The following is a 21,827-nucleotide window of genomic DNA, read 5'->3' as shown; positions in this document are numbered from 1 at the left end:
CACAAAAGTCGACAGTCTGGATGCACCGCTATTCACCCCAGGAGCGTCACTCGCAATGAATATGTACATCGATATTGTCGGCGCGTGCAATTTGAGCTGCCCTTCGTGTCCGATGGGTAACTCGGAAAATGTCAACTTCAAGAAAGCCATGCAAGTTGACATGTTCAGGAAGATCGTCGAGAAGGCCCGAAACGAAGAGGTCGAGGCGATCTTTCTGTATAACTGGACCGAGCCGCTGATCCACCCGCGAATTGGCGAGTTTGTCGAAATCATCAACGCGGCCGGTTTGCGCAGCGGCATCAGTTCCAACCTGAATCTGGCGAAAAACATGGAGACGGCAATGCTCGCCAATCCATGGTTCTTCCGTATCTCGCTATCCGGGTTTTATCAGGAGACGTACGAACAGGGCCATGTGGGCGGTGACATTGAAGTCGTCAAGGCCAACATGATCAAACTGCATGAGCTCAAGCAGCAACATGGCTTGAACACGCGGATCGAGGTCTATTACCACCGCTACCTGGACAACATGGAAGAAGAAGGGCTGATGCGCGAATTCAGCCAGAGCCTGGGCTTTCAGTTCTCGACCGGTTATTCAGTGATGATGCCGCTGGAGAAGACGCTGGCGCTGATCGAGCGCGACCCGTCGGTGACCGATACTGATCGCGAGACCCTGCAGCGACTCGCGTTGCCGCCCTACGACGACCTGGTCAATCTGGTCCGCCAGTACCCCCAGCAGGCCTGCACGCTCAAGGATGACTGGCTGGTGCTCGACTGCAATGGCAACACCATCCTGTGTTGTTCGATTTTCAATCAGACCGAATATCAGGTGGGCAAATACCTGGACATGCCGCTGGCGCAACTGACCGAACGCAAGTCCACTCAGTCGAACTGCATCGACATGTGCAATCGCTGCGCGAACAACGGATTGCACATCTACTCGGCGCACTCCAACCGGGGACCGCTCGAAAGTCACGCCGTCAACCGGATCATCGACTTTCAGCGACGCACGATCATGGGGTTGCCAGTTGACAGCGACAGGCTTGGTCGCAATGGCGAAGTCAGTGCCGAGAACTTCGACGAAGCGCAATACCTGCATATGAATCAGGACGTCAGGAACGCGATTTCCACGGGTGCCTTCACCAGCGGTTATCAGCATTACGTACTGTTCGGTCGACTGGAAGGCCGGCTCGGCGCCGGTCATTTCACGGCGGTCTGAACCTGCGGGGCGGGTTCTGCCAGCTGAGTTGTCAGCCATTGACTGAAGCATCGCGCCATCGGGTCGTTCTCGCTGTCGCGGTGCGTCAGCAGCGCCCAGTTCGGGCCGCGAATGGTTTGCTCCACCATTGGCTGCAACAACCCGTTTTGTTGCGCCTGACGGCTGAGCAGCTGACTGACCAGCGCAATCCCCAGACCTGAACACGCCGCGTCCAGCAGCAGCCCCGGATCAGAGAAATTCAAGCCCTGATCCTGCTGGCCGACATCGATCCCCGATTCCACCGCCCAATGGCTCCAGTCCATTTCCCGCTCGCCGTGCAGCGTCGTCCGCTGCGCGCTCGGCACGCTCAGCAGGCTCGGGTGACACGCTGGATAGAGGCGGTCTGCGTGCAACACCTTGAAGCTGCATTCAGCCTGGGAACTGATGTCGTCGCGCACCGCCAGATCGATGGTCTGGGTCGCCATGTCCGGCACCTCATCGGTGCTGAAAATCCACAGATCGACCTGCGGATGCTGTCGCCGGAAATCCCCCAGGCGCGGCAGCAGCCAGTGCCGGGCAAACGCTGGCGTGGTGTTGAGCACCAGTTGATTGGGTTTCTGGTATTGCCCCAGCCGCCGGATGCCCACCGACAGTTGCTGCAGCATGGCCTGGGTGGTGCTGAGCAGATCGTGGCCGGCGTCGGTCAGGCTGACGCTGCGTCCGCTGCGGAAAAACAGAGGTTGCTCGAGGTACGCCTCAAGGCTGCGGATCTGCTGGCTGATGGCCGACTGCGTGAGGCTCAGTTCCTCGGCGGCCTTGTGAAAACTACCCAGCCTTGCGGCGGCTTCGAAGCCGCGCAACGAGCTGAGGGGTGGCCAGTGTTTGAGCATGATCGATAAGTTCCTCTAATCAGTTTTCCGCTAAATCCATCGTTTGTTTGCCCTTAAGACCGCCATTAGCATGCACGTCAACGCCGCCGAGGCTGTTTTCACTGAACACAATGGCTTAACTCAAAGGGCTTTTTACCATGCAGCAGAACAAAAACAACAACAGCGGTTGGATGATGCCGGCTGAGTGGGTGACGCACGCGGCGACCTGGATGGTCTGGCCCCACAATCAGTCCCTGTGGGAGTCGGGCTGGGGCGTCACGTTGCCGTTGGTGCAGGAAGATTTCGCCCGCGTGGCCAATGCCATCGCCCGGTTCGAACCGGTGAAAATGGTCGTCGATCCGTCGGCAATCGACAGCGCCAAAGCCTTGTGCGGGCCGAACATCGAACTGATCCCGCTGGCAGTCAACGACAGCTGGTGCCGCGACTCCGGCCCAAGCTTCGTGGTCCACCCGGCGCAAGGTCTGGCCGGGGTGAGCTGGCGCTTCAACGCCTGGGGCGGCAAGTCGGCTCACGATCTGGACGAAAGCCTGGCCCGTCGTGTGCTCAATCATCTGGGCGGCGAGTGCTTCGGCACCGCGTTGAGCAACGAGGGCGGCGCGATCCACGTGGACGGCGAGGGCACGTTGATCACCACCGAATCGGTGCTGCTCAACCCCAACCGCAACCCCGGCGTGAGCAAGGCCGAGATGGAAGAGATCTTCGGTCGTCTGCTCGGCGTGAAGAAAACCATCTGGCTGCCGGGCGATCCGGATTACGTCACCGGCGACATGACCGACGGCCACGTCGATGGCGTCTGCGCCTTCGCCCGTCCCGGCGTGTTGCTGGTGGACGCGACTCATGATCGCAGCTCGGTGTACGCCGAAGTGGTGCGGGAAAACCGCCGCGCACTGGAACTGGCCACCGACGCCCAGGGCCGCAAGTTCGAGCTGATCGAGTTGTACGAAGCCACCGATGCGGTGGACACCGAAGCCGAAGTGTTCTGCGCCTCGTACACCAACTTTTACATCGCCAACGGCGCGATCATCATGCCAGCGTACGGCATCGAGGCCGACCATGTGGCGGCAGAAACCCTGGCCAAGGCGTTCCCGGGGCGTGAAGTGGTGCCGGTGCAGATCAATCATCTGGCCCATGGCGGCGGCGGTGTGCATTGCATCACCCAACAGCAGCCAGCCTGGCCGGTGGAGGGTTGATCGATGACGCTGCTGAAAGTCGCCACTGCCCAGATGCCGTGCACCTGGGACCTGAAAAGCAACCTTGATCGCGCCGAGCAGTTGGTGCGTGAAGCGGCTGGGCAGGGCGCGCAAGTTATCCTGCTGCAGGAGCTGTTCGCCACGCCGTATTTCTGCATCGAGCAGAGCCATCAGCACATGGCGCTGGCCGAGGAGTACCGCGACAGTCAGGTGCTGTCGCGTTTCGCCGCGCTGGCCCGCGAACTGGGCGTGGTGTTGCCGCTGAGCTGGTATGAGAAGGCCGGCAACGCCTACTTCAACTCGCTGAGCGTGGCGGATGCCGACGGGCGCCTGTTGGGCGTGTACCGCAAGACGCACATCCCCAACGCCATCGGCTATCAGGAGAAGGAATATTTCAGCCCCGGCGACACCGGTTTCAAAGTCTGGGACACCGCGTTCGGCCGCCTCGGCGTCGGCATCTGCTGGGATCAGTGGTTCCCGGAAACCGCCCGCTGCCTGGCGTTGATGGGCGCTGAAGTGCTGCTGTTTCCGACCGCCATCGGCTCGGAACCGGGCTGCGCGGATCTGGATTCGCGCGACCACTGGCAGATGACCATGCGTGGCCACGCGGCTGCCAATCTGCTGCCGGTGATCGCCTCCAACCGCGTTGGCCGCGAAGTGGCCGGCACCGATGCGACGCTGCAAATGAATTTCTACGGCTCGTCGTTCATCTGCAACCACAAGGGAAAAATGCTCGCCGAAGCCGATCGCGCCAGCACCGGTGTCTTGGTGCAAAGCCTGGATCTGGCAGCCATGCGTGAAGATCGCCTGAGCTGGGGCATCTACCGCGACCGTCGTCCGGAAATGTACGGCGCATTGCTGAGCCAGGACGGCCGTCACCTTAACGCCCGCTGGAATCCTCAAGGAGTCTGATATGCCTACTTCACACAAGTGGTTGCTGGGCGCTCTGGGCCTGGCGCTGGCCGGCCTGATGCCGGCCGTGCACGCCGAAGACAAGACGTTGCGGCTGTACAACTGGGCGGATTATTTCGCTGAAGACACGCTGAGCAAATTTACCGCCGAAACCGGGATCAAGGTGATCTACGACGTGATGGACGGCAGCGAAACCCTGGAAGCCAAGATGCTTTCCGGTGGCAGCGGCTACGACCTGATCTTCCCCGGCGACACCGTGGCCGAACGGCTGATGCGCGCCGGCAGCCTGTTGCCGCTGGATCCTTCGAAGATCACCGCGATGAGCGACATCGAGCCCGGCCTGCAAAAACTGCGCAGCCATTTCGAGCATTCGAACAAGGCCACCGTGCCGTACACCTGGGGCACCATCGGTCTGACCTACAACGCCGAGCAGATCAAACAGCGCATGGCCGACGCCCCGGTCAACAGCCTCGACATGCTGTTCAAACCGGAACTGGCGGCCAAATTCGCCGACTGCGGGATTTCGATGATCGACTCGCCGGACGAAGTGCTGGCCGTGGTGCTCAACTATCTGGGCCGCGACCCGCGCAGCGCCAAGCCTGCGGATCTGGCGGCGGCCAGTGACTTGCTGATGAAACTGCGGCCGTATATCCGCAAGTTCCAGTCGCAACCGGTGACCGATCTGGTCAACGGCAACCTGTGCCTGTCCCTCGGCTACAGCGGCGACATGACCCAGGCCCAGCGCACCTCGGACAGCGCCGGCAAGAAGACCCGCTTCCAGTACCGCGTGCCGCGCGAAGGCAGCACGGTGTGGATGGACACCATGGCCATTCCGGTGGATGCCAAACACCCGGAATACGCCTACGAATTCATCAACTTCGTGATGCGCCCGGAGAACATGGCTGCGATCAGCAATTTCACCGGTTACCCGACCTCCAACGCCAAGGCCCGGCCAAACGTGGATGAGGCCATGCGCAACAACCCGGACATCTACCTCGACGAAGCGACCTATGCTCGTCTGATACCGGGCAAGGATATTCCCCAGGCCGACATGCGCGCCCGCATGCGCACCTGGACCAAATTCAAGACCGCCACTGCACAGTGATTTTTCCGGGCTGCCTTGGTGGCCCCTTACCCATCAGGAACGTACACATGCCGACTCGTCGCGAGTTCATCAAACAGGTTTCAGTTGCCGCCGGCGTAGGCGCTGCCGTCATGGGCCTTGGCCTGTCCCCGGCGCGCGTGCTGGCGGCCAGTGAGGGTCGCTGGTTCATGCCCGACGAGGGCGACAAACACGAACGCGCCTACATGGCCTTCGGCGCGCAGGACGCGATCTGGGAAGACTTTACCGAAGACGTTCAGGAAGCGCTGGGCCGGATCGCCCGCGCCATCGCCCGCTACGAACCGCTCACCATCTACTGCCGCAGCAGCGAACGCAGCCTGGCCGAAGAGATCTGCGGCACGTCCAACATCACCTACCAGATCGCCAACCTCGACGACATCTGGATGCGTGACATCAGCGCCAACTTCGTCATCGATGAAAAAAACGGCCTGGGCGCGGTGGACTTCAACTTCAGCGGCTGGGGCAACAAGCAACAGCATTCGAAAGACGCGAAGATCGCCAAGCGCGTGGCGGCCGATGCGCAGGCGACCTACCAGCGCAGCGAACTGGTGGGCGAGGGCGGCGGCATCGAAGTCGACGGTCACGGCACTGCGATCATGACCGAGAGCTGCTGGGTCAACGAAAACCGCAACCCCGGCTGGAGCAAGGCCGACGTCGAGGCGGAACTGAAAGCACGTCTCGGTCTGCGCAAGATCATCTGGCTGCCGGGCATCAAGGGCAAGGACATCACCGACGCGCACGTCGATTTCTATGCACGCTTCGTCACGCCCGGTGTGGTGATCGCCAACCTCGACACCGACCCGCGCTCCTACGACAACAAGGTCACCCTGGCGCACCTGGAAATCCTGAAGAAAGCCACCGACGCCGACGGTCGTCCGTTGCAGATCCACACCGTTTCGCCACCGCTGAAGCCGCGCAAGACCAAATTCAACAAGGACAACGACGACTTCGCGGCCGGTTACATCAACTACTTCGTGATCAACGGCGCGGTGATCGCCCCGGAGTTTGGCGACAAGGACGCCGACAAAAAGGCCTTCGACCTGCTGAAAAAACTCTACCCGAACCGCGACGTGGTGCAGATCAACATCGACGCCATCGCCGCCGGCGGTGGTGGGATTCACTGCGTGACCAGTCACCAGCCGGCGTAAGGCTCAGCGTCTGCGCACCGCCACGCATTTGATTTCCACCAGCAGCCCCGGATGGGCCAGTTCGCTGACGCCGATGCAGGTCCAGGCGCAGAAGCCTTTGGGGAATACGCGGTTTTTCACTTCGCGAAACACCGGCATGTGTTGGCTCATGTCGACGTGATAGGTGGTCATCTCCACCACATCGTTGAACGTGCAGCCACCGGCCTGTAGCACCTCTTCGAGGTTTTCCCAGGCGCGGATGAATTGCTGCTCGGGGTCTTCGATGACTTGCAAATCAGCGGTGCGGCCCACCTGACCAGCGCAATAAAGCGTATCGCCGACCAGAACCGCCGGGGCGTAGCCGGCGCGTTCGACGATGGTTTTCATGGAGTCGGGGATGATGATTTTGCGATCGGGCATCGTGTTGTCCTTCAGTGACGGATTTCAGCGACCGTGCGCGGCCGCTGCCAACTGCTCGGTATCCACTCGTACGAACACCGAATCACCCACCGCCGTCAGCACATCCCCGGCGTAGACCTCGCAGATCACACGGGTCTTGCGTCCGACTTCTCCCTCGACTTTCGCTTTCAGCGTAAGTGGCACGCCCATTGGCGTTGGCTTGATGAACTTGATGCCGAGGTTGCCGGTGACGCAGTTGATGCGTGGCAGGCTTTCGGGTTCGCGTTGCTCGGCCCGGTAGTGATAAGCCATCGCGGTCCAGTTGGAATGGCAGTCCACCAGCATCGCGATCAGGCCGCCGTAGACCAGCTCCGGCCAGCCGCAGTATTTGGCTTCGGGCACATGCTCGGCCATGACGTGCACGCCGTCTGCGTGCCAGAAACTCTTGATGTGCAAACCGTGCGGGTTGCTGCTGCCACAGCCAAAACAAACGCCCTCGGGGGCGGCGGTGTCTTGCAGGGAGGTGTCTGGGGTGGCCATGTTGAAGTCATCCTTAAACTGTTAGCTGAACCGCGCGGATTCTAACCCCGAACAAGGACAATGCGTTGCCAAGGATGAGTGGTGATGCCGTTTGCGTCGGCCGGCGCGATGCTAGCCCCGCTGCGTCAAGTTGCGTTGAAACTCTTCAAAACTGCACGGCAGGCTGGTGGCTTTGCGTTTTTTCGATTTGTCGTGCTCGTCGGGCAATTGATCGCTCAATTCCCAGACCTCAAGCATCTTCGCGTATTCGAAGGCGTGGCGCGGGCTGCTCTGAATCCATTGCTGAAACGCCTGACGCTCGTCAGGCGTGCAGGTTTCATCTTGCAGACGCAGGCACCAGTGCGCCGCTTGATTGAGGATTTCGTCATCGGCGTCTTGAGGGTTTTGGAGGTTCATTGACTGCTTCCAGGTTGGCCGGTGAGGGCACTTTACCCTGACTCTTGCAAAAAAAACGTCAAATGTCGGCGGGGATTTAGCTTGTCTGACGGACAGAACGCGCGCCCGCCGCGCAGGATGAGAGTCTGGCGCGTCGGGCTTGAGTACACCGGGAGGGTAACCTTGGTGGCCGGGAATAGGAGCGCGCGGACGTTACCAAGGGAGAATGACGCCGATGTGACTCCGTTCGATGCTGTGCGTGAACGCCATGCACAGCATCGAACGGAGTTGGGTCAGGTGTGATGAATGTCCCGATCCTTGGTCTCCGGCATGAAGAAGATCCCCAGAATCGCCGTCATCACCGCAATCACGATCGGGTACCACAAGCCGTAGTAGATATCCCCGGTGGCCGCGACCATCGCAAACGCCACCGTCGGCAGGAACCCGCCGAACCAGCCGTTGCCGATGTGATACGGCAGCGACATCGAGGTGTAGCGGATGCGCGCCGGGAACAGCTCGACCAGCCACGCGGCAATCGGACCGTAGACCATGGTCACGTAGATCACCAGCACGGTCAGCAGGAGCAGCACCATCGGGTAATTGGTCTTGGCCGGGTCGGCTTTTTCCGGGTAACCGGCTTCTTTCAGCGCGGCGCCGAGGCTGGCGGTGAAGGCGTCGTTACGGGTCTTGAAGTCAGCGGCTGGCAGGGTGGTGCCTTCGAAGCTTTCGATGACCTTGTCGCCGATACGCACTTGAGCCACGGTGCCCGGTTCCGCCACCACGTTTTCGTACGGGATCGCCCGTTTCGCCAGGATGGTTTTCGCCAGATCGCAGGAGCTGGTGAATTTGGCCTTGCCCACCGGATCGAACTGGAACGAGCACTGGTCGGGGTTGGCGATCACTTTGACCGGGTTCTTCTCCTGGGCGACGAACACGTCGGGGTTACCGTACTGGGTCAGCGCGTGGAAGATCGGGAAGTAGGTCACCGCCGCCAGAATGCACCCGGCCATGATGATGCCCTTGCGCCCGATGCGGTCGGACAGGCTGCCGAAAATCACGAAGAACGGCGTGCCGATCAGCAGCGAACCGGCGATCAAAAGATTGGCGGTCTGCGGGTCGATCTTCAGGGTTTGCAGCAGGAAAAACAGCGCGTAGAACTGCCCGGTGTACCAGACCACCGCTTGGCCTGCGGTGCCGCCGAGCAGGGCCATGATCACGATTTTCAGGTTGTCCCAACGGGCGAACGACTCGGTCAGCGGGGCTTTCGACGACTTGCCTTCTTCCTTCATTTTCTTGAACACCGGCGACTCGTTCAGCTGCAACCGGATGTACACCGAGACCGCCAGCAGCAGGATCGACAGCAGGAACGGAATCCGCCAGCCCCAGGCCTCGAACGCTTCGGTGCCCAGCGCGGTACGGCAGGCGAGGATCACCAGCAACGACATAAACAGACCCAGGGTCGCGGTGGTCTGAATCCAGGAAGTGAAATAACCGCGCTTGCCCTTGGGCGCATGCTCGGCCACATACGTTGCCGCGCCGCCGTACTCGCCGCCCAGCGCCAGGCCTTGCAGCAGGCGCAGGGTAATCAGAATGATCGGCGCCGCAACCCCGATGGTCGCGTAACCAGGCAGGAGCCCGACAATCGCCGTCGACACACCCATGATCACGATCGTGATCAGAAACGTGTGCTTGCGCCCGATCATGTCACCCAGCCGCCCGAACACAATCGCCCCGAACGGCCGCACCGCAAAACCGGCGGCAAAGGCGAGCAGGGCGAAGATGAACGCCGTGGTCTCGTTCACCCCGGCAAAGAAGTGCTTGGCGATGATCGCCGCCAGGGAGCCGTAGAGATAAAAGTCGTACCACTCGAACACCGTGCCGAGGGACGACGCAAAGATGACCTTGCGTTCCTCTCGGCTGACGCTGTGGTGCGGGGCACTGCCTGTGGACATGCTGTCGAGTACTGCCATGGGTGTTCTCCGTCGTGCTTGTTGTTATAGGCCGGAGCACTTCATCAACGTCGCGTACCCGAGGCCTGTGGCGGATGCCGGATCAGGTGTTTCGTGGAGCGTGCACAGAATCACCGCCCCGCGCGGGAGGGCGGGGTTTCATTGAGCATAATTGGGATTGGGGGGATATCCAGTTGGGGGGCGGTGCCGATGGAGCGGGATTGGCTGGTTCTGGGGGAATGATTTAAAGGAGCTTGCGCTGGTGGTTTCTTATAGTTATTCAGAATTCTGGTTGTTCTGAATCAGTATTAAAAACTGTCATTTCTGTCAGGTGCGATGGCGGCTGTTTGTACAGATACTTTGTCAGGTAAAGGAAAAGAACGTAAATCTGTTTCCATTGTTTGTTTCAAGGAGATTGCTCATGGCGATTGCAAAAATTACTGGTTTGCCGAAAGAGGTAGCTGATACTGAAATTGAGGAAAAATTTCGGAAGCGCCATCCACAGCTCCTTTTTGCACTTAGAAGGAGTGATGATCGAACTAGTGCGGAGATTGAATATTCGGTTCAGCAGCCGAAGCTAGCTCAAAAGAAATTTGTGATTGACGAATTTTTGCTTCAAAGCGAATTTCCATGGGAGAATCTCGCGCGCTGAACCAAACAAATCAAAAGGGGACAAATTTATTTAGTCGTCCCCTTTTGATGTCAAACACTTTTCTCTGGTCGTCCTCGGTCTCTGAATTGAATGCGTCTCCCGGTGATGTTCTCAATTTCGTCGACGAATTTCAGGTTTCCAGTCAGTTGGCCCCGCCGACGTGCTCCTCTTATGAGTTGCAATTCATTGGTGGGTGTCGCCATCTCAACAAACGATTTATAGCGTTCACGCCGTTTGGCATCCGTAGGCCTTGGCTCCATAAAGCAGGGATCTTTGTCCAGCCATGTGGATTCAGAAAAATCGCACAGGCGCGGAGCAAAACTTGACCAACGATAATCTTCTGCTCGCGCCACCACACGGGCTCGCACTAGGTTTAGTTCGATGTAGCGACCGCAAGCCAATAGATAGGTGTCGGATTGAACGACGCTGGATTGCTAGCGACGTTCCCACAGCGTCCCGATCCTCCCCTCAACCTTGTTGCGATACCGCGTCATCCGCCCGGCGAGGGCTTACATGAGCTGTCCAAGGCTGGATGTTGACTCCCCTGGGGCGAGCAGCAAGTGGACGTGGTTGGTCATCAAGCAGTAGGCAAAAACTTTTATGTCCAATGCTTCCTTGAGCTCGAACAGGTCAATGTATCCACCTGGGGGAGTCACTAAATGAGTATGAGTTGTTTGCTTCTTATGATTTTTTAGAATTTCTGTGGTTCTGAATAAGTATTAAAAACTGTCATTTCTGTCAGGTGCGATGGCGGCTGTTTGTGCAGATACTTTGTCAGGTGAAGGAAAAGAACATAAATCTGTTTCCATTGTTTTTTTAAGGAGATTACTCATGACGACTGTAACGGTTTCGGATGTGCCGGTAGATGTAACTGATGCTGTAGTTGTGGAAAAGTTACGGACGAAGTACGGAGTGCTCTCTGTTACTAAATTTGATAGAAGTAGTGATGGAACTCGTGCTCAAATTGTATTTGAGCTTCCACAGCCGAAGCAAACTCAAGAGAAACTGATGGTTGAAGTGTCTTCAAAAAAAATCTTCTATGGGAGGATATCGCGCGCTGAACCAAACCAATCAAAAGGGGACAAATTTATTTAGTCGTCCCCTTTTGATGTCAAACACTTTTCTCTGGTCGTGCTCGGTCTCTGAATTGAATGCGTCTCCCGGTGATGTTCTCAATTTCGTCGACGAATCTCAGGTTTCCAGTCAGTTGGCCCCGCTGACGTGCTCCTCTTATGAATTGCAATTCATTGGTGGGTGTCGCCATCTCAACAAACGATTTATAGCGTTCACGCCGTTTGGCATCCGTAAGCCCTGGCTTCATAAAGCAGGGATCTTTGTCCAGCCATGTGGATTCAGAAAAATCGCACAGACGCAGAGCAAAACTTGACCAACGATAATCCTCTGCTCGCGCCACCATGCGGGCTCGCACTGGGTTTAGCTCGATGTAGCGACCGCAAGCCAATAGATAGGTGTCGGATTGAACGACGCTGGATTGGTAGCGACGTTTCCACAGCGTCCCGGTCCTCCCCTCAACCTTGTTGCGATACCGCGTCATCCGCCCGGCGAGGGCTTACATGAGCTGTCCAAGGCTGGACGTTGATTCCCCTGGGGGGGCGAGCAGCAAGTGGACGTGGTTGGTCATCAAGCAGTAGGCAAAAACTTTTATGTCCAATGCTTCCTTGAGCTCGAACAGGTCAATGTATCCGCCTGGGGGAGGGAGTCATTAAATGAATCTGCGTTGTTCGCTTCTTATGATTTTTTAGAATTTCTGTGGTTCTGAATAAGTATTAAAAACTGTCATTTTTGTCAGGTGCGGCTGCGGGTGTTTGTGTTGATACTTTTGGTAGGTGGGGTTGGAAAATAAATCTGTCCCCCTTTGTTCCTGTTTCCCGTTGTTCAATAGAACTCAAGGAGGTGCGGCAATGGCTACTGATGTGAGAATTCTTTTCTATACTGGTGTGCCGTTGAGTAAAAGCGATAAGGAAATTTTCGATATTATTAGGGCGCGTTCTTCTGATACTGTTTTGAAGTTTGAGCGAGAGCCGGGTGCGACAACTGGAAAGTTATACTATGTGCCCGGTGTTAATGCTGTCAGAAGCACGGCGATAGTTGATAAAATTTGTTTGGCTGACTATAGGGGTAGCGTTGATTTCAGTATGTTTGAGCAATCTTAAGTTTGATTGGTTTTGAGCAAAAGGGGGCAAATTCATTTAATTGTCCCCTTTTGATATCAAGCACTTTTCTCTGGTCGTCCTCGGTCTCTGAATTGAATGCGTCTCCTGGTGATGTTCTCAATTTCGTCGACGAATTTCATGTTGCCAGTCAGTTGGCCCCGCTGAAGCGCACCGCTTATGAGTTGTAATTCATTTGAGGGAGGGGGTATCTCGACGACTCGTAGCGTTCACGCCGTATGGCATCGGCAGGTCCTGGATCCAGGAAGCAAAGGTCCATGTAGCGACTTTCCCATGGCGTGCCTGTCCGCCCTTCAAATTTGTTGCGATACCGATTCATCCGCGCGGTGATGGCTTGCATGAGTTGTCCAGAGTTGCACGGCGCTTCTGCGGGGGCGACAGGCAGGTGGACATGATTGGTCATCAAGCAGTAGGCAAAAACTTTTATGCCCAATGCTTCCTTAAGCTCGAACAGGTCAATGTATCCGCCTGGGGGGGGAGTCACTAAATGAATATGAGTTGTTTGCTTCTTATGATTTCTTAGAATTTCTGTGGTTCTGAATAAGTATTAAAAACTGTCATTTCTGTCAGGTGCGGCTGCGGGTGTTTGTGTTGATACTTTTGGTAGGTGGGGTTGGAAAATAAATCTGTCCCCGTTGTTCAATAGAATTCAAGGAGGTGCGGCAATGGCTACTAAAAAGCTTTTGGTCACGGAGTTACCTGAGGGGGCGACGCCTGAGAGTGTCAAGGCTGCAATTCAACGCAAATATGATGTGCGTGTGTTAGAGGTGGGACCTGTTAGTCGCAAGGGAAGTATTACGTCATTACAGGCTGTCTACGTCCCCGCAGATGATTTATCTGACCCTGCTGCCGCTACTACTTTTGCACAATTAAATCAAAATGGGTCGAATTCAGAATGAAGGGGTGAAGGTTACTTTAATCAAATAAAAAGCAGAGTAAAGGTAGGGTTGGCAAATAAATCTGTCCCCTTTGTTGCTGTTCCCTTTGTTGCTGATGTGGAGAAGAACATGGAAAACACCAAAAAAATCACCATATTTAACTTGGAGTTGGGATTCAATCAATCAGTCTTGTGTGAGCGGATTGCGGAAAAATATGGGGTTACGGTTGTTGGTATGCAGTTAGCCCCGGATGGAAAGAGCGCTATTGCGTCTGTGGTAGCTCCGCAAACTAATAGAATAAGGATGGTGGAGTTGGAGGAGTTTGAGGAGTTGGCGCCCACAATCAATTATAAAAGTTTGATGGCGTAATAAGCGACAGAGTAAAATTGAAAAATAATAAAAATCAAAATAATCAAAAGGGGATCGATTTATTTTATCGTCCCCTTTTGATCTTGATTGGCAGCAAAGATAACTTGCTGGTGCGACTTATTCCGTCGGCACAATGTTATCCAGCACCTTGTTCACTGCCAGTTCCGCCAGCATCACGATCTGCGCGATGCCCTGCGCGGTTTTGCGGTGGGGGCCTTGGAGGGCGTCGACGAGGTTGTTGAGCATCACGTTGGCCGAGCCCAGGGTTTCGCAGGCGTCGGCGAGCAGGGATTCGTTGTTGCTGGCCGGGTTGGCCTGGTAGAGGCGGTTGGGGTAGTAGGGCGCGGCCATCATGTGGGCTGAGATCGGGCCGAGGTGGTAGTCGAGGGCGCGGTTGGCGGCTTCGTTGAATCTCTTGGAGTCAGGGCATTCGTAGGGGGAGGTTGGATCGGTGATGCTGGCCGGTTCGGTGACCGGAGGGTTTGGCGTGACTTTGAACATGTTCATTCTTTTCCTGTTTTGAAGCCGCCAGACCCGAGCTACTAAACAGGGGTGGAGGCAGCTGTGCGCAGGTTAGTAGACCGGGGAAAAGAAGAAAGCCGGCGTGCCCGGGGGCACCCTACGCACAGCCACCATCAAATACAGGTATGGGAATACCTGACTGACAGACGCTTGTGCACTCTTCAAATACCAACGGGCTACTAAACCCGATCACTGCGAATCAGTGACCCGATCCAAGTTACCGGCCGACCCCAAGGCGCACAAGCCGGCGGATTCTGGCGTAGCGGTAGGCTCTGGCGCAAGGATTTGTAGGCATCCGGAAGCATTCCGACATGTCTTTAAACGGCGTGATTCAAACCTGTTTATCGATCATCGCCCGACGAGGAGAAACCTGACGCTTTAAGCCCCAAAACCATTCGTCGCCCGCCTCGCACTCATCACGCCGCCCCTCGCTCAAAAACTGCATGACCAAAACCATCAACGCCCAAGACTTGCACATCGACCTTCATCCGCTGAACGAATCAGCCCTGTTCAAATGGCTGCTCGCCAGTTTCCTGATGGGTAAACCAATCCAAACGGGCAGGGTACTGTTTTGATTGCGTCGTCGATCTTCATCGGTTGCGCCGGCTGGAGCCTGCCCCGCGAATACTGGCCGGACTTCCCGGAGCAGGGCACCCACCTGCAACGCTATGCCGCGCTGCTCAATGGTGTGGAAATCAACAGCTCCTTTTACCGTCCGCACAAGCTGCAAGCCTATGCCCGATGGGCCGAGTCGGTGGCGGACGGATTTCGCTTCTGCGTGAAGATGCCAAAGTCGATCAGCCATGAGCGATGCCTGCGGGACTGCGAATCTGAGCTGGATGCCTTTCTCAAGCAGTGTTCGGGGCTGGGTGATCATCTGGGTTGCCTGCTGTTGCAGTTGCCACCGTCACTGACATTTGATGAAGCGGTTGCCGAGGCGTTTTTTATCGGCTTGCGCCAGCGTTATTCCGGGGCCGTGGTGTTGGAGCCGCGCCACGCATCCTGGGCCGCCGCCGAACTGTTGTTGATGGCGTATCGCATCGCACAAGCGGTGGTTGATCCCTCGCGAATCAGCACCGATGCAGCTCCGTGCGGCTGGCCGGGCGTGCGCTACTGGCGGCTGCACGGTTCGCCACGGATCTATCACAGCCCCTATGATTCGGCGTATCTGGAAACGCTCGCCGGCGATTTGCAGGTGGCGGCTGTCGATGGCATCGATACCTGGTGCATTTTCGACAACACCGCCAGCGGCGCGGCACTCGGCAATGCGCTGGAACTGCGGCGGATACTGGCGCAGGGCTGACACACCGCGTCGGGACTTCCCACCGGCGACCGGGTCTGTAAACTGGCCGCCCAAAACGGCGCGCGATGGCGCCGTCCTCACTGCCAGCGAAGGACTTTTCCATGGCCAACCAAGACATCACCTACACCCCGGATCCGGATGCAGACTCGATCTCTTCGGACGTGACCGAATTCAACGGCATCCTGATGTCGACCCAGATTCCGACCCGTGCCGACGGCAGCCTGGAACTGGGCGACGTCACCGCGCAGAGCGAATGCACGTTGCAGGCACTGAAAGTGGCGCTGGAAAAGGCCGGCAGCTCCATGGATCGCGTGCTGCACCTGACCATCTACCTGACCGACATGGCTGATCGCGCTGCGTTCAACGAGGTGTACAAGCGCTACTTCGCCAAGCCATGGCCGGTGCGTGCGGCGGTTGGCGTGGCGGCGCTGGCGGTTGAGGGGATGAAGGTGGAAGTCACCGCGATGGCCGCCAAGGCCTGACTTCAGCACAGTTGCTCCCCGCAGGAGCAGCTGTTCCAAGTCAGTCATTCATTGCTGCTGTATTGTGCCGGCGTTTTTACGGGCAAACTTCCCTACAGACCAGCGCAACCAATACGGCCGCTCCGAGCCTGGCTGCGCTTCGAACTTTCTATTAAGGCTATTAATCGTCCAGTGGACCGGTGGCATTTACAAAAAGTTTTGCGTTTGTCACATGGTGTTCGGCGCCTTCATAAATAACATACATTTCAAAATTCGCTTCAATAGTGTTGCTGATCGTGTCTCTTTTGAACGTAACCTCACCCTTAAAGCCCGACACAATATAAGAGCCTGCTGTTAGGTGACCCGATACAACGCCAGTACGTTCGCGCTCTATTGGGTATGTACCGTCTTTCAGCGTTTTGGGGATTATGAGTCCGAGCTGTACGAATTCCTCAGTTGGCAGGCTACGACCCAGGACACTTAAAGATTGTGGGACTAACGAACCATAGATGAATACGCCAGCTGAAAACTTATCCCCTACGCCCGGAATGGGTGGGCTGAACGTTGCCTCGAAATAATTGTTCCTTACTGAATGTGCATCACCGGGCGTCATGTCTTTTTCATTAATATTTAATGCTTTGTAAATTTCAGTGTTCATCATCGATATCCTTTTTTATGAATCGAAAAATGGAGCAGGCATTGCAATACGCTGGAGTGCCTGGGGAAAGCGTGCTTCATATAATCCGACTCAACAACTGACAGAACTTACAGTTATGCCATTCCTGAAACTGTGCTAGTGCCTTTATGCATCACATCGCCCCATGGGTGCCGGTCAGGCCTTTCGCAGGTACAATGCGCGCCTCGACCGTGACAGCCTGACTAAAAACTATATATGTCCTTGCCCAAACATCACCTGGAACTGCTCAGCCCCGCCCGTGACGTGGCCATCGCCCGCGAGGCCATCCTGCATGGCGCTGACGCGGTGTACATCGGCGGCCCGAGCTTCGGCGCGCGCCACAACGCGTGCAACGAGGTGAGCGAAATCGCCGAACTGGTGGAATTTGCACGTCGCTACCACGCGCGCATCTTCACCACCATCAACACCATCCTGCACGACAACGAACTGGAGCCGGCGCGCAAGCTGATCCATCAGTTGTATGACGCCGGCGTCGATGCGCTGATCGTCCAGGACCTGGGCGTGATGGAGCTGGACATTCCACCCATCGAGCTGCACGCCAGCACCCAGACCGATATCCGCACCCTTGAGCGGGCCAAGTTCCTCGATCAGGCCGGTTTCTCGCAACTGGTACTGGCCCGTGAACTGAACCTCAAGGAAATCCGCGCGATCGCCGATGAAACCGATGCCGCCATCGAGTTCTTCATTCACGGCGCGTTGTGCGTGGCGTTTTCCGGTCAGTGCAACATTTCCCACGCGCAGACCGGGCGCAGCGCCAACCGGGGCGACTGCTCCCAGGCCTGCCGTCTGCCGTACACCCTGAAAGACGAAAAGGGTGGCGTGATCGCCTACGAAAAACACCTGCTGTCGATGAAGGATAACAACCAGAGCGCCAACATCCGCGCACTGGTCGAGGCCGGTGTGCGTTCGTTCAAGATCGAAGGTCGCTACAAGGACATGGGCTATGTGAAGAACATCACCGCCTATTACCGCCAGCGCCTCGACGACGTGCTCAACGACCGTCCGGACCTGGCCCGCGCCTCCAGCGGCCGCACCGCGCATTTCTTCATGCCGGACCCGGAAAAGACCTTCCACCGTGGCAGCACCGACTACTTCGTCAGCGAGCGCAAGATCGACATCGGCGCGTTCGATTCGCCGACCTTCACCGGTCTGGCGGTGGGCGTGGTCGAGAAAGTCGGCAAGCGTGACATGCAGGTCATCACCCACGAGCCGCTGTCCAACGGCGACGGCCTCAACGTGCTGGTCAAGCGCGAAGTGGTGGGGTTCCGCGCCAACATCGCCGAAGCCAAGGGCGAGTTCGAGGAAGAAGGTGAGAAGCGCTACCGCTACCGCGTCGAGCCGAACGAAATGCCGGAAGGCCTGTACAAGCTGCGTCCGAACCACCCGCTGAACCGCAACCTCGACCACAACTGGCAGCAGGCCTTGCTCAAGACCTCCGCCGAGCGTCGTATCGGCGTGAGCTGGCTGGCGAAGCTGCGTGAGGAGCGTCTGGAACTGACCGTGACCAGCGAAGAGGGCATCAGCGCCAGCGTCGCGCTGGAAGGCCCGTTCGGCGTCGCCAACAAACCGGAACAGGCGCTGGACACCTTGCACGACCTGCTCGGTCAGCTCGGCACCACCGAATACCACGCGACCTCGATCAAACTCGATGCGCCGCAAGCGTTCTTCATCCCGAATTCGCAGCTCAAGTCGTTGCGCCGTGAAGTGATCGAGGCGCTGACTGCCGCCCGCGTTGCCGCCCACCCGCGCGGTTCGCGCAAGGCCGAGACCACGCCACCGCCGGTGTACCCGGAAGCGCACCTGTCGTTCCTGGCCAACGTCTACAACCAGAAGGCTCGCGACTTCTACCACCGTCACGGCGTGAAGCTGATCGACGCGGCGTACGAAGCCCATGAAGAGGCGGGCGAAGTGCCGGTGATGATCACCAAGCACTGCCTGCGGTTCTCCTTCAACCTGTGCCCGAAACAGGCCAAAGGCGTGACCGGCGTGAAAACCAAAGTCGCGCCGATGCAGCTGATTCACGGCGACGAAGTGCTGACCCTGAAGTTCGACTGCAAACCGTGCGAGATGCACGTGATCGGCAAGATGAAGGGCCACATCCTGAATCTGCCGCAGCCGGGCAGTGTGGTGGGGCATATCAGCCCTGAGGATCTGATGAAAACGATCCCGCGCGCGCCGCACTGATTCAGAGGCAATAAAAAACCGGTGACGAAAGTCACCGGTTTTTTTATGCCCGCCAGAAACTCAACTGGCTTCGAAGCGCGATCCCGTTGGCGGCGCCGCTTCGCCACTCAACGCATCGACCATTGGCGGATGTTCCTGTGCTGCCTGACGCAGATCTTCGGTCACCCGCAGTTCGGCGCCGGTTGGCGAGAACGTCGCTGCCGCCGCAAACGGGGCCGGGTTGGCCGGCACCGGACGTTTGCCGCGACGCCAGAAGAAGAACGTCACCATGGCCAGGTTGACCAGCGCGAAGGCCCAGAACAAGCCGGTTTCGCCATGGGCGTTCATCGCCGGGGAGATCAGCAGCGGGCTCATCGCCGAGCCCAGCGAATTGATCAGCAGCATGCCCTGAATCATCGGCACCAACGTTTCGACCGGCGCACGGTCGGCCGCATGGCTGACCGCAACCGGGTACAGCGCGAACACGCCGCCACCCAACAGGAACAGCATCGCCGCGAGCAGGGTCGAGGACAGCGGCACCAGTACGATCACCAGCGACAGCACGGTGCACGCGGCGCACAGCACGGTCAGCACTTGCAGGCGATCCTTGCGGTCGGACCAGCGCCCGACCGGGTATTGCAGCAGCATCGCGCCGAGGATCGTCCAGGCCATCATGCTGCCGACTTCGCCGACGTTCAGGCCGATGCGTTGCAGGTACAGCGGCAGCAGGGTGTAGATCGCCGCGATGGTCACGCCGGAGCCGAAGCAGCCGACCAGACCGGTAGGCGATACGCCCAGCAGCGCTCGTGGCTTGAGTGGTTCGACCTGTTCCAGCAGCGGCGAAACCCGCGGCAGGATCACGATCGGCAGCACCGACAGCGTCGCGAGCATGCCGGCAACCATGAACGGCGCGGTGTCACCCAGCCCGGTGATTTTCCCCAAAAACGCCTGACCCAGCACCCCGGCGCCGTAGAGGACGATCATGTACAGCGCCAGCAGACGGCCGCGAATTTTCGCGTCACCGGCCAGCAGCAGCCAGCTCTCGATCACCAGAAACACGCCGACCGTGGCCCAGCCGTTGATCAGGCGCAGGACGACCCAGCCCCAAGTGTCATAAAACAGCCCTTGCAACAGGATGGTCGCGGCGATCAGCGAGGCGAAGCTGCTGTAGGCGCGGATGTGGCCGATGCGCAGGATCAGCCGGTCGTTGAAGATCGCGCCCAGCGTCAGGCCGATGAAATAGGCCGAGGATACGATGCCGATCATCGTCGCCGATTCGCCGGCGGCGCCCAGGCGCAGGGTGGTCAAGGAAGACAGAAAGCCGTTGCCCAGCGCAACAATGAACAGCCCGAGCAGGGGCGCCAGCGCCATGGCCAGCAAACGCGGTGTCATAAAAACCTCAAGTGATCGAACAGCGGAACGTGCGCCTCTGCGCATGCGAGTGCCAAGCCGAAGTGTGTTGAAGACAAACGACCGCCGAACGGGCAGGACGATTGAGCCTGGCGCACTTCGTGAAAGTCGCCGGCTGTTCAAACCTGAGGGTTGTCATGGCTGCGGGCAGGCGCCGTTCGGGCGACTGCAAGAGGAGGCGCGATTTTAAGCCTTGTGTGGCGTTTGCCAAGGTGCGGGGCCTGCGACGTTGGGACGCAGGCACGTTCGTTCAGGCTGACTGATCGTTCCCACGCTCCGCGTGGGAATGCAGCCCGGGACGCTCCGCGTCCCTTCCAACGGCGGACGCAGAGCGTCCATGGAGGCATTCCCACGCGGAGCGTGGGAACGATCTACCTTGTGGTGCTTGCGTCGTTTGCGAGTAATTTGCTGCGGCGCCAGTTAGCATGGCGCCATAACAACGAAACGATGGACCCCACCTTGATCGAACGACGCCAATTCAGCGGTGGCATGAAGGGCAAGAACCTTCGCTACCTGAACGAGCCCGCCAGCGGGCCGGGACGCATGACCCGCACCGGGTTCGTGCTGCTGGAGCATTTTTCCCTGCCGGCCTTCACTCAGGCGCTGGACACTCTTGTCACCGCCAATCTGCTGCGCCCCGGTCTGTTTTCCACGCGCACCTTCGGCCTGAGCGACGGCGAAGTGATCAGCGATCTGGGGCTGGTGATCCGCCCGGACTCGCGTCTGGAAACCAGCGTATTGCAGGAACTGGATCTGCTGGTGATCTGCGGCGGTTACCGCACGGAATTGAAGGCAAGCGACGAGTTTATCAACCTGCTGAAAATGGCCGCCGAGGCCGGCGTGATACTGGCCGGGTTGTGGAACGGCGCGTGGTTCCTGGGCCGGGCAGGGGTGCTGGAAGGCTACCGCTGTGCAATTCACCCGGAGCATCGGCCGGCGCTGGCGGAGATTTCCAAGGCAACCCAGGTCAGCAGCGAACCCTACGTGATCGACCGCGACCGGCTGACCGCGTCCAGTCCGTCCGGCGCGTTTCACATGGCCCTGGACTGGATCAAGGGCCTGCACGACAAGGCGCTGGTCGAAGGCATCGAAGACATTCTGGCGTTCGAGGAATCGCGTTACCGGCGGATCAAACCGACCGAGAACCTCTGCGTCAGCGCGCCGCTGCGTGAAGTGGTGAAGCTGATGGACGCCAATCTTGAAGAACCGTTGGAGCTGGAGCAGCTGGCGGTGTATGCCGGACGCTCCCGGCGTCAGCTGGAGCGTTTGTTCAAGGAACAACTCGGCACCACGCCGCAGCGTTATTACATGGAGCTGCGCATCACCGAAGCCCGGCGTCTGCTGCAACACACCGAACTGTCTCAGGTGGACGTGCTGGTGGCGTGCGGGTTTGTGTCGCCGAGCCATTTCAGTAAGTGCTACAGCGCCTATTTCGGTTATCGCCCATCCAAAGAAAAACGGCTCGTCAAATGACGAGCCG

Annotated in this window: 22 protein-coding genes and 3 pseudogenes; 15 read left to right on the top strand and 10 right to left on the bottom strand. The window is 58.0% G+C overall.

Going from position 1 to position 21,827, the window contains the following annotated elements; genetic code table 11:
• The first annotated feature begins 55 nt into the window (after window positions 1–55).
• A complete protein-coding gene (locus AWU82_RS08920) occupies window positions 56–1,216 on the top strand; it encodes a radical SAM protein (RefSeq protein WP_064381937.1) in 1,161 nt (386 codons plus the stop codon).
• Here AWU82_RS08920 and AWU82_RS08915 read toward each other — a convergent pair.
• The gene (locus tag AWU82_RS08915) at window positions 1,198–2,085 is read right to left on the bottom strand and encodes a LysR substrate-binding domain-containing protein (RefSeq protein ID WP_064381936.1); all 888 of its coding nucleotides are present in this window, start codon (window positions 2,083–2,085) and stop codon (window positions 1,198–1,200) included. The genes AWU82_RS08920 and AWU82_RS08915 overlap by 19 nt on opposite strands.
• Window positions 2,086–2,222: 137 nt before the next feature.
• On the opposite strand from AWU82_RS08915, the gene AWU82_RS08910 reads away from it, so the two are divergent.
• From AWU82_RS08910 to AWU82_RS08895, 4 genes are read left to right on the top strand one after another with little or no spacing between them, the layout of a single operon-like run.
• A complete protein-coding gene (locus AWU82_RS08910) occupies window positions 2,223–3,275 on the top strand; it encodes an agmatine deiminase family protein (RefSeq protein ID WP_064381935.1) in 1,053 nt (350 codons plus the stop codon).
• A 3-nt stretch (window positions 3,276–3,278) separates the two neighbouring features.
• A complete protein-coding gene (gene aguB / locus AWU82_RS08905) occupies window positions 3,279–4,187 on the top strand; it encodes an N-carbamoylputrescine amidase (protein ID WP_064381934.1) in 909 nt (302 codons plus the stop codon).
• A gap of 1 nt (window position 4,188) precedes the next feature.
• Window positions 4,189–5,292, top strand: a complete 1,104-nt coding sequence (locus tag AWU82_RS08900; protein WP_064381933.1) for an extracellular solute-binding protein — start codon at window positions 4,189–4,191, stop codon at window positions 5,290–5,292.
• A 47-nt stretch (window positions 5,293–5,339) separates the two neighbouring features.
• A complete protein-coding gene (locus AWU82_RS08895) occupies window positions 5,340–6,458 on the top strand; it encodes an agmatine deiminase family protein (protein WP_064381932.1) in 1,119 nt (372 codons plus the stop codon).
• A 3-nt stretch (window positions 6,459–6,461) separates the two neighbouring features.
• Here the strand turns inward: AWU82_RS08895 and AWU82_RS08890 are convergent, their stop codons facing one another.
• From AWU82_RS08890 to AWU82_RS08875, 4 genes are all read right to left on the bottom strand, one after another.
• Window positions 6,462–6,857, bottom strand: a complete 396-nt coding sequence (locus AWU82_RS08890) for a RidA family protein (protein ID WP_064381931.1) — start codon at window positions 6,855–6,857, stop codon at window positions 6,462–6,464.
• A gap of 24 nt (window positions 6,858–6,881) precedes the next feature.
• Entirely contained in the window at window positions 6,882–7,376 is a 495-nt protein-coding gene (locus AWU82_RS08885) for a PaaI family thioesterase (RefSeq protein ID WP_064381930.1), read from the bottom strand.
• A gap of 111 nt (window positions 7,377–7,487) precedes the next feature.
• The gene (locus AWU82_RS08880) at window positions 7,488–7,772 is read right to left on the bottom strand and encodes a FecR/PupR family sigma factor regulator (protein ID WP_064381929.1); all 285 of its coding nucleotides are present in this window, start codon (window positions 7,770–7,772) and stop codon (window positions 7,488–7,490) included.
• Window positions 7,773–8,044: 272 nt separating this feature from the next.
• Window positions 8,045–9,721, bottom strand: coding sequence for an MFS transporter (locus tag AWU82_RS08875; RefSeq protein ID WP_064381928.1), 1,677 nt, complete (start codon window positions 9,719–9,721; stop codon window positions 8,045–8,047).
• A 400-nt stretch (window positions 9,722–10,121) separates the two neighbouring features.
• Here AWU82_RS08875 and AWU82_RS08870 point away from each other — a divergent pair, with 400 nt between their 5' ends.
• Complete coding sequence (locus AWU82_RS08870) at window positions 10,122–10,352, top strand: hypothetical protein (RefSeq protein ID WP_064381927.1); 231 nt, start codon at window positions 10,122–10,124, stop codon at window positions 10,350–10,352.
• Between the two features lie 50 nt (window positions 10,353–10,402).
• On the opposite strand, the pseudogene AWU82_RS29170 reads toward AWU82_RS08870, so the two are convergent.
• Window positions 10,403–10,984, bottom strand: a pseudogene (locus AWU82_RS29170) (transposase); the annotation flags it as partial.
• 199 nt (window positions 10,985–11,183) lie between these two features.
• On the opposite strand from AWU82_RS29170, the gene AWU82_RS08865 reads away from it, so the two are divergent.
• Window positions 11,184–11,447 (top strand): hypothetical protein, encoded by a 264-nt coding sequence (locus AWU82_RS08865; RefSeq protein WP_190241569.1) that lies wholly within the window; start codon window positions 11,184–11,186, stop codon window positions 11,445–11,447.
• A 16-nt stretch (window positions 11,448–11,463) separates the two neighbouring features.
• Here AWU82_RS08865 and AWU82_RS29165 read toward each other — a convergent pair.
• Window positions 11,464–12,048, bottom strand: a pseudogene (locus tag AWU82_RS29165) (transposase); the annotation flags it as partial.
• Window positions 12,049–12,274: 226 nt separating this feature from the next.
• Here AWU82_RS29165 and AWU82_RS08860 point away from each other — a divergent pair.
• The 3 genes and pseudogenes from AWU82_RS08860 to AWU82_RS08850 all read left to right on the top strand — a co-directional run bounded on the left by AWU82_RS08860 (window position 12,275) and on the right by AWU82_RS08850 (window position 13,791).
• Window positions 12,275–12,526, top strand: a complete 252-nt coding sequence (locus AWU82_RS08860) for a hypothetical protein (protein WP_064381926.1) — start codon at window positions 12,275–12,277, stop codon at window positions 12,524–12,526.
• 797 nt (window positions 12,527–13,323) lie between these two features.
• Window positions 13,324–13,419, top strand: a pseudogene (locus tag AWU82_RS29555) (hypothetical protein); the annotation flags it as partial.
• Window positions 13,420–13,551: 132 nt separating this feature from the next.
• Complete coding sequence (locus AWU82_RS08850) at window positions 13,552–13,791, top strand: hypothetical protein (protein ID WP_064381925.1); 240 nt, start codon at window positions 13,552–13,554, stop codon at window positions 13,789–13,791.
• Window positions 13,792–13,908: 117 nt separating this feature from the next.
• Here AWU82_RS08850 and AWU82_RS08845 read toward each other — a convergent pair whose 3' ends face one another.
• On the bottom strand, window positions 13,909–14,292 hold the full coding sequence (locus AWU82_RS08845) for a DUF6124 family protein (RefSeq protein ID WP_064384108.1): 384 nt from the start codon (window positions 14,290–14,292) through the stop codon (window positions 13,909–13,911).
• A gap of 464 nt (window positions 14,293–14,756) precedes the next feature.
• Between AWU82_RS08845 and AWU82_RS08840 the strand changes: the two genes are divergently transcribed.
• From AWU82_RS08840 to AWU82_RS08830, 3 genes are all read left to right on the top strand, one after another.
• Entirely contained in the window at window positions 14,757–14,888 is a 132-nt protein-coding gene (locus tag AWU82_RS08840) for a hypothetical protein (RefSeq protein WP_371915545.1), read from the top strand.
• Window positions 14,885–15,616, top strand: coding sequence for a DUF72 domain-containing protein (locus AWU82_RS08835; protein WP_064381924.1), 732 nt, complete (start codon window positions 14,885–14,887; stop codon window positions 15,614–15,616). Before AWU82_RS08840 ends, AWU82_RS08835 begins: the two co-directional genes overlap by 4 nt.
• Before the next feature lie 101 nt (window positions 15,617–15,717).
• A complete protein-coding gene (locus tag AWU82_RS08830) occupies window positions 15,718–16,098 on the top strand; it encodes a RidA family protein (RefSeq protein WP_007955413.1) in 381 nt (126 codons plus the stop codon).
• A 160-nt stretch (window positions 16,099–16,258) separates the two neighbouring features.
• Here AWU82_RS08830 and AWU82_RS08825 read toward each other — a convergent pair whose 3' ends face one another.
• Window positions 16,259–16,735 carry a hypothetical protein gene (locus AWU82_RS08825; protein WP_064381923.1) on the bottom strand — a complete coding sequence of 159 codons (477 nt, stop codon included), beginning with the start codon at window positions 16,733–16,735 and terminating at the stop codon, window positions 16,259–16,261.
• Between the two features lie 234 nt (window positions 16,736–16,969).
• On the opposite strand from AWU82_RS08825, the gene AWU82_RS08820 reads away from it, so the two are divergent.
• Window positions 16,970–18,958, top strand: a complete 1,989-nt coding sequence (locus AWU82_RS08820; RefSeq protein WP_011333806.1) for a peptidase U32 family protein — start codon at window positions 16,970–16,972, stop codon at window positions 18,956–18,958.
• A 60-nt stretch (window positions 18,959–19,018) separates the two neighbouring features.
• Here the strand turns inward: AWU82_RS08820 and AWU82_RS08815 are convergent, their stop codons facing one another.
• A complete protein-coding gene (locus AWU82_RS08815) occupies window positions 19,019–20,329 on the bottom strand; it encodes an MFS transporter (protein ID WP_064381922.1) in 1,311 nt (436 codons plus the stop codon).
• A 465-nt stretch (window positions 20,330–20,794) separates the two neighbouring features.
• Between AWU82_RS08815 and souR the strand changes: the two genes are divergently transcribed.
• Entirely contained in the window at window positions 20,795–21,820 is a 1,026-nt protein-coding gene (gene souR, locus AWU82_RS08810; protein WP_011333808.1) for a transcriptional regulator SouR, read from the top strand.
• The last annotated feature ends 7 nt before the right edge of the window (window positions 21,821–21,827 follow it).

Origin of the sequence: Pseudomonas glycinae (assembly GCF_001594225.2) — a bacterium.
GTDB lineage: Bacteria > Pseudomonadota > Gammaproteobacteria > Pseudomonadales > Pseudomonadaceae > Aquipseudomonas > Aquipseudomonas glycinae.
The sequence above is the reverse complement of the archived record's forward strand: the minus strand, read 5'-3'. Positions and strand labels throughout refer to the sequence as shown.

Bases quoted from the DNA above. Each gene is read 5' to 3' on its own strand.
- AWU82_RS08900 (WP_064381933.1), top strand. From the start codon at position 4,189: ATGCCTACTTCACACAAGTGGTTGCTGGGCGCTCTGGGCCTGGCGCTG.
- AWU82_RS08840 (WP_371915545.1), top strand. From the start codon at position 14,757: ATGACCAAAACCATCAACGCCCAAGACTTGCACATCGACCTTCATCCG.
- AWU82_RS08825 (WP_064381923.1), bottom strand. From the start codon at position 16,735: ATGAACACTGAAATTTACAAAGCATTAAATATTAATGAAAAAGACATG.
- AWU82_RS08875 (WP_064381928.1), bottom strand. From the start codon at position 9,721: ATGGCAGTACTCGACAGCATGTCCACAGGCAGTGCCCCGCACCACAGC.
- AWU82_RS08865 (WP_190241569.1), top strand. From the start codon at position 11,184: ATGACGACTGTAACGGTTTCGGATGTGCCGGTAGATGTAACTGATGCT.
- AWU82_RS08920 (WP_064381937.1), top strand. From the start codon at position 56: ATGAATATGTACATCGATATTGTCGGCGCGTGCAATTTGAGCTGCCCT.
- AWU82_RS08850 (WP_064381925.1), top strand. From the start codon at position 13,552: ATGGAAAACACCAAAAAAATCACCATATTTAACTTGGAGTTGGGATTC.
- AWU82_RS08910 (WP_064381935.1), top strand. From the start codon at position 2,223: ATGCAGCAGAACAAAAACAACAACAGCGGTTGGATGATGCCGGCTGAG.
- aguB (WP_064381934.1), top strand. From the start codon at position 3,279: ATGACGCTGCTGAAAGTCGCCACTGCCCAGATGCCGTGCACCTGGGAC.
- souR (WP_011333808.1), top strand. From the start codon at position 20,795: ATGGACCCCACCTTGATCGAACGACGCCAATTCAGCGGTGGCATGAAG.
- AWU82_RS08890 (WP_064381931.1), bottom strand. From the start codon at position 6,857: ATGCCCGATCGCAAAATCATCATCCCCGACTCCATGAAAACCATCGTC.
- AWU82_RS08815 (WP_064381922.1), bottom strand. From the start codon at position 20,329: ATGACACCGCGTTTGCTGGCCATGGCGCTGGCGCCCCTGCTCGGGCTG.
- AWU82_RS08885 (WP_064381930.1), bottom strand. From the start codon at position 7,376: ATGGCCACCCCAGACACCTCCCTGCAAGACACCGCCGCCCCCGAGGGC.
- AWU82_RS08895 (WP_064381932.1), top strand. From the start codon at position 5,340: ATGCCGACTCGTCGCGAGTTCATCAAACAGGTTTCAGTTGCCGCCGGC.
- AWU82_RS08870 (WP_064381927.1), top strand. From the start codon at position 10,122: ATGGCGATTGCAAAAATTACTGGTTTGCCGAAAGAGGTAGCTGATACT.
- AWU82_RS08820 (WP_011333806.1), top strand. From the start codon at position 16,970: ATGTCCTTGCCCAAACATCACCTGGAACTGCTCAGCCCCGCCCGTGAC.
- AWU82_RS08915 (WP_064381936.1), bottom strand. From the start codon at position 2,085: ATGCTCAAACACTGGCCACCCCTCAGCTCGTTGCGCGGCTTCGAAGCC.
- AWU82_RS08860 (WP_064381926.1), top strand. From the start codon at position 12,275: ATGGCTACTGATGTGAGAATTCTTTTCTATACTGGTGTGCCGTTGAGT.
- AWU82_RS08830 (WP_007955413.1), top strand. From the start codon at position 15,718: ATGGCCAACCAAGACATCACCTACACCCCGGATCCGGATGCAGACTCG.
- AWU82_RS08880 (WP_064381929.1), bottom strand. From the start codon at position 7,772: ATGAACCTCCAAAACCCTCAAGACGCCGATGACGAAATCCTCAATCAA.
- AWU82_RS08845 (WP_064384108.1), bottom strand. From the start codon at position 14,292: ATGTTCAAAGTCACGCCAAACCCTCCGGTCACCGAACCGGCCAGCATC.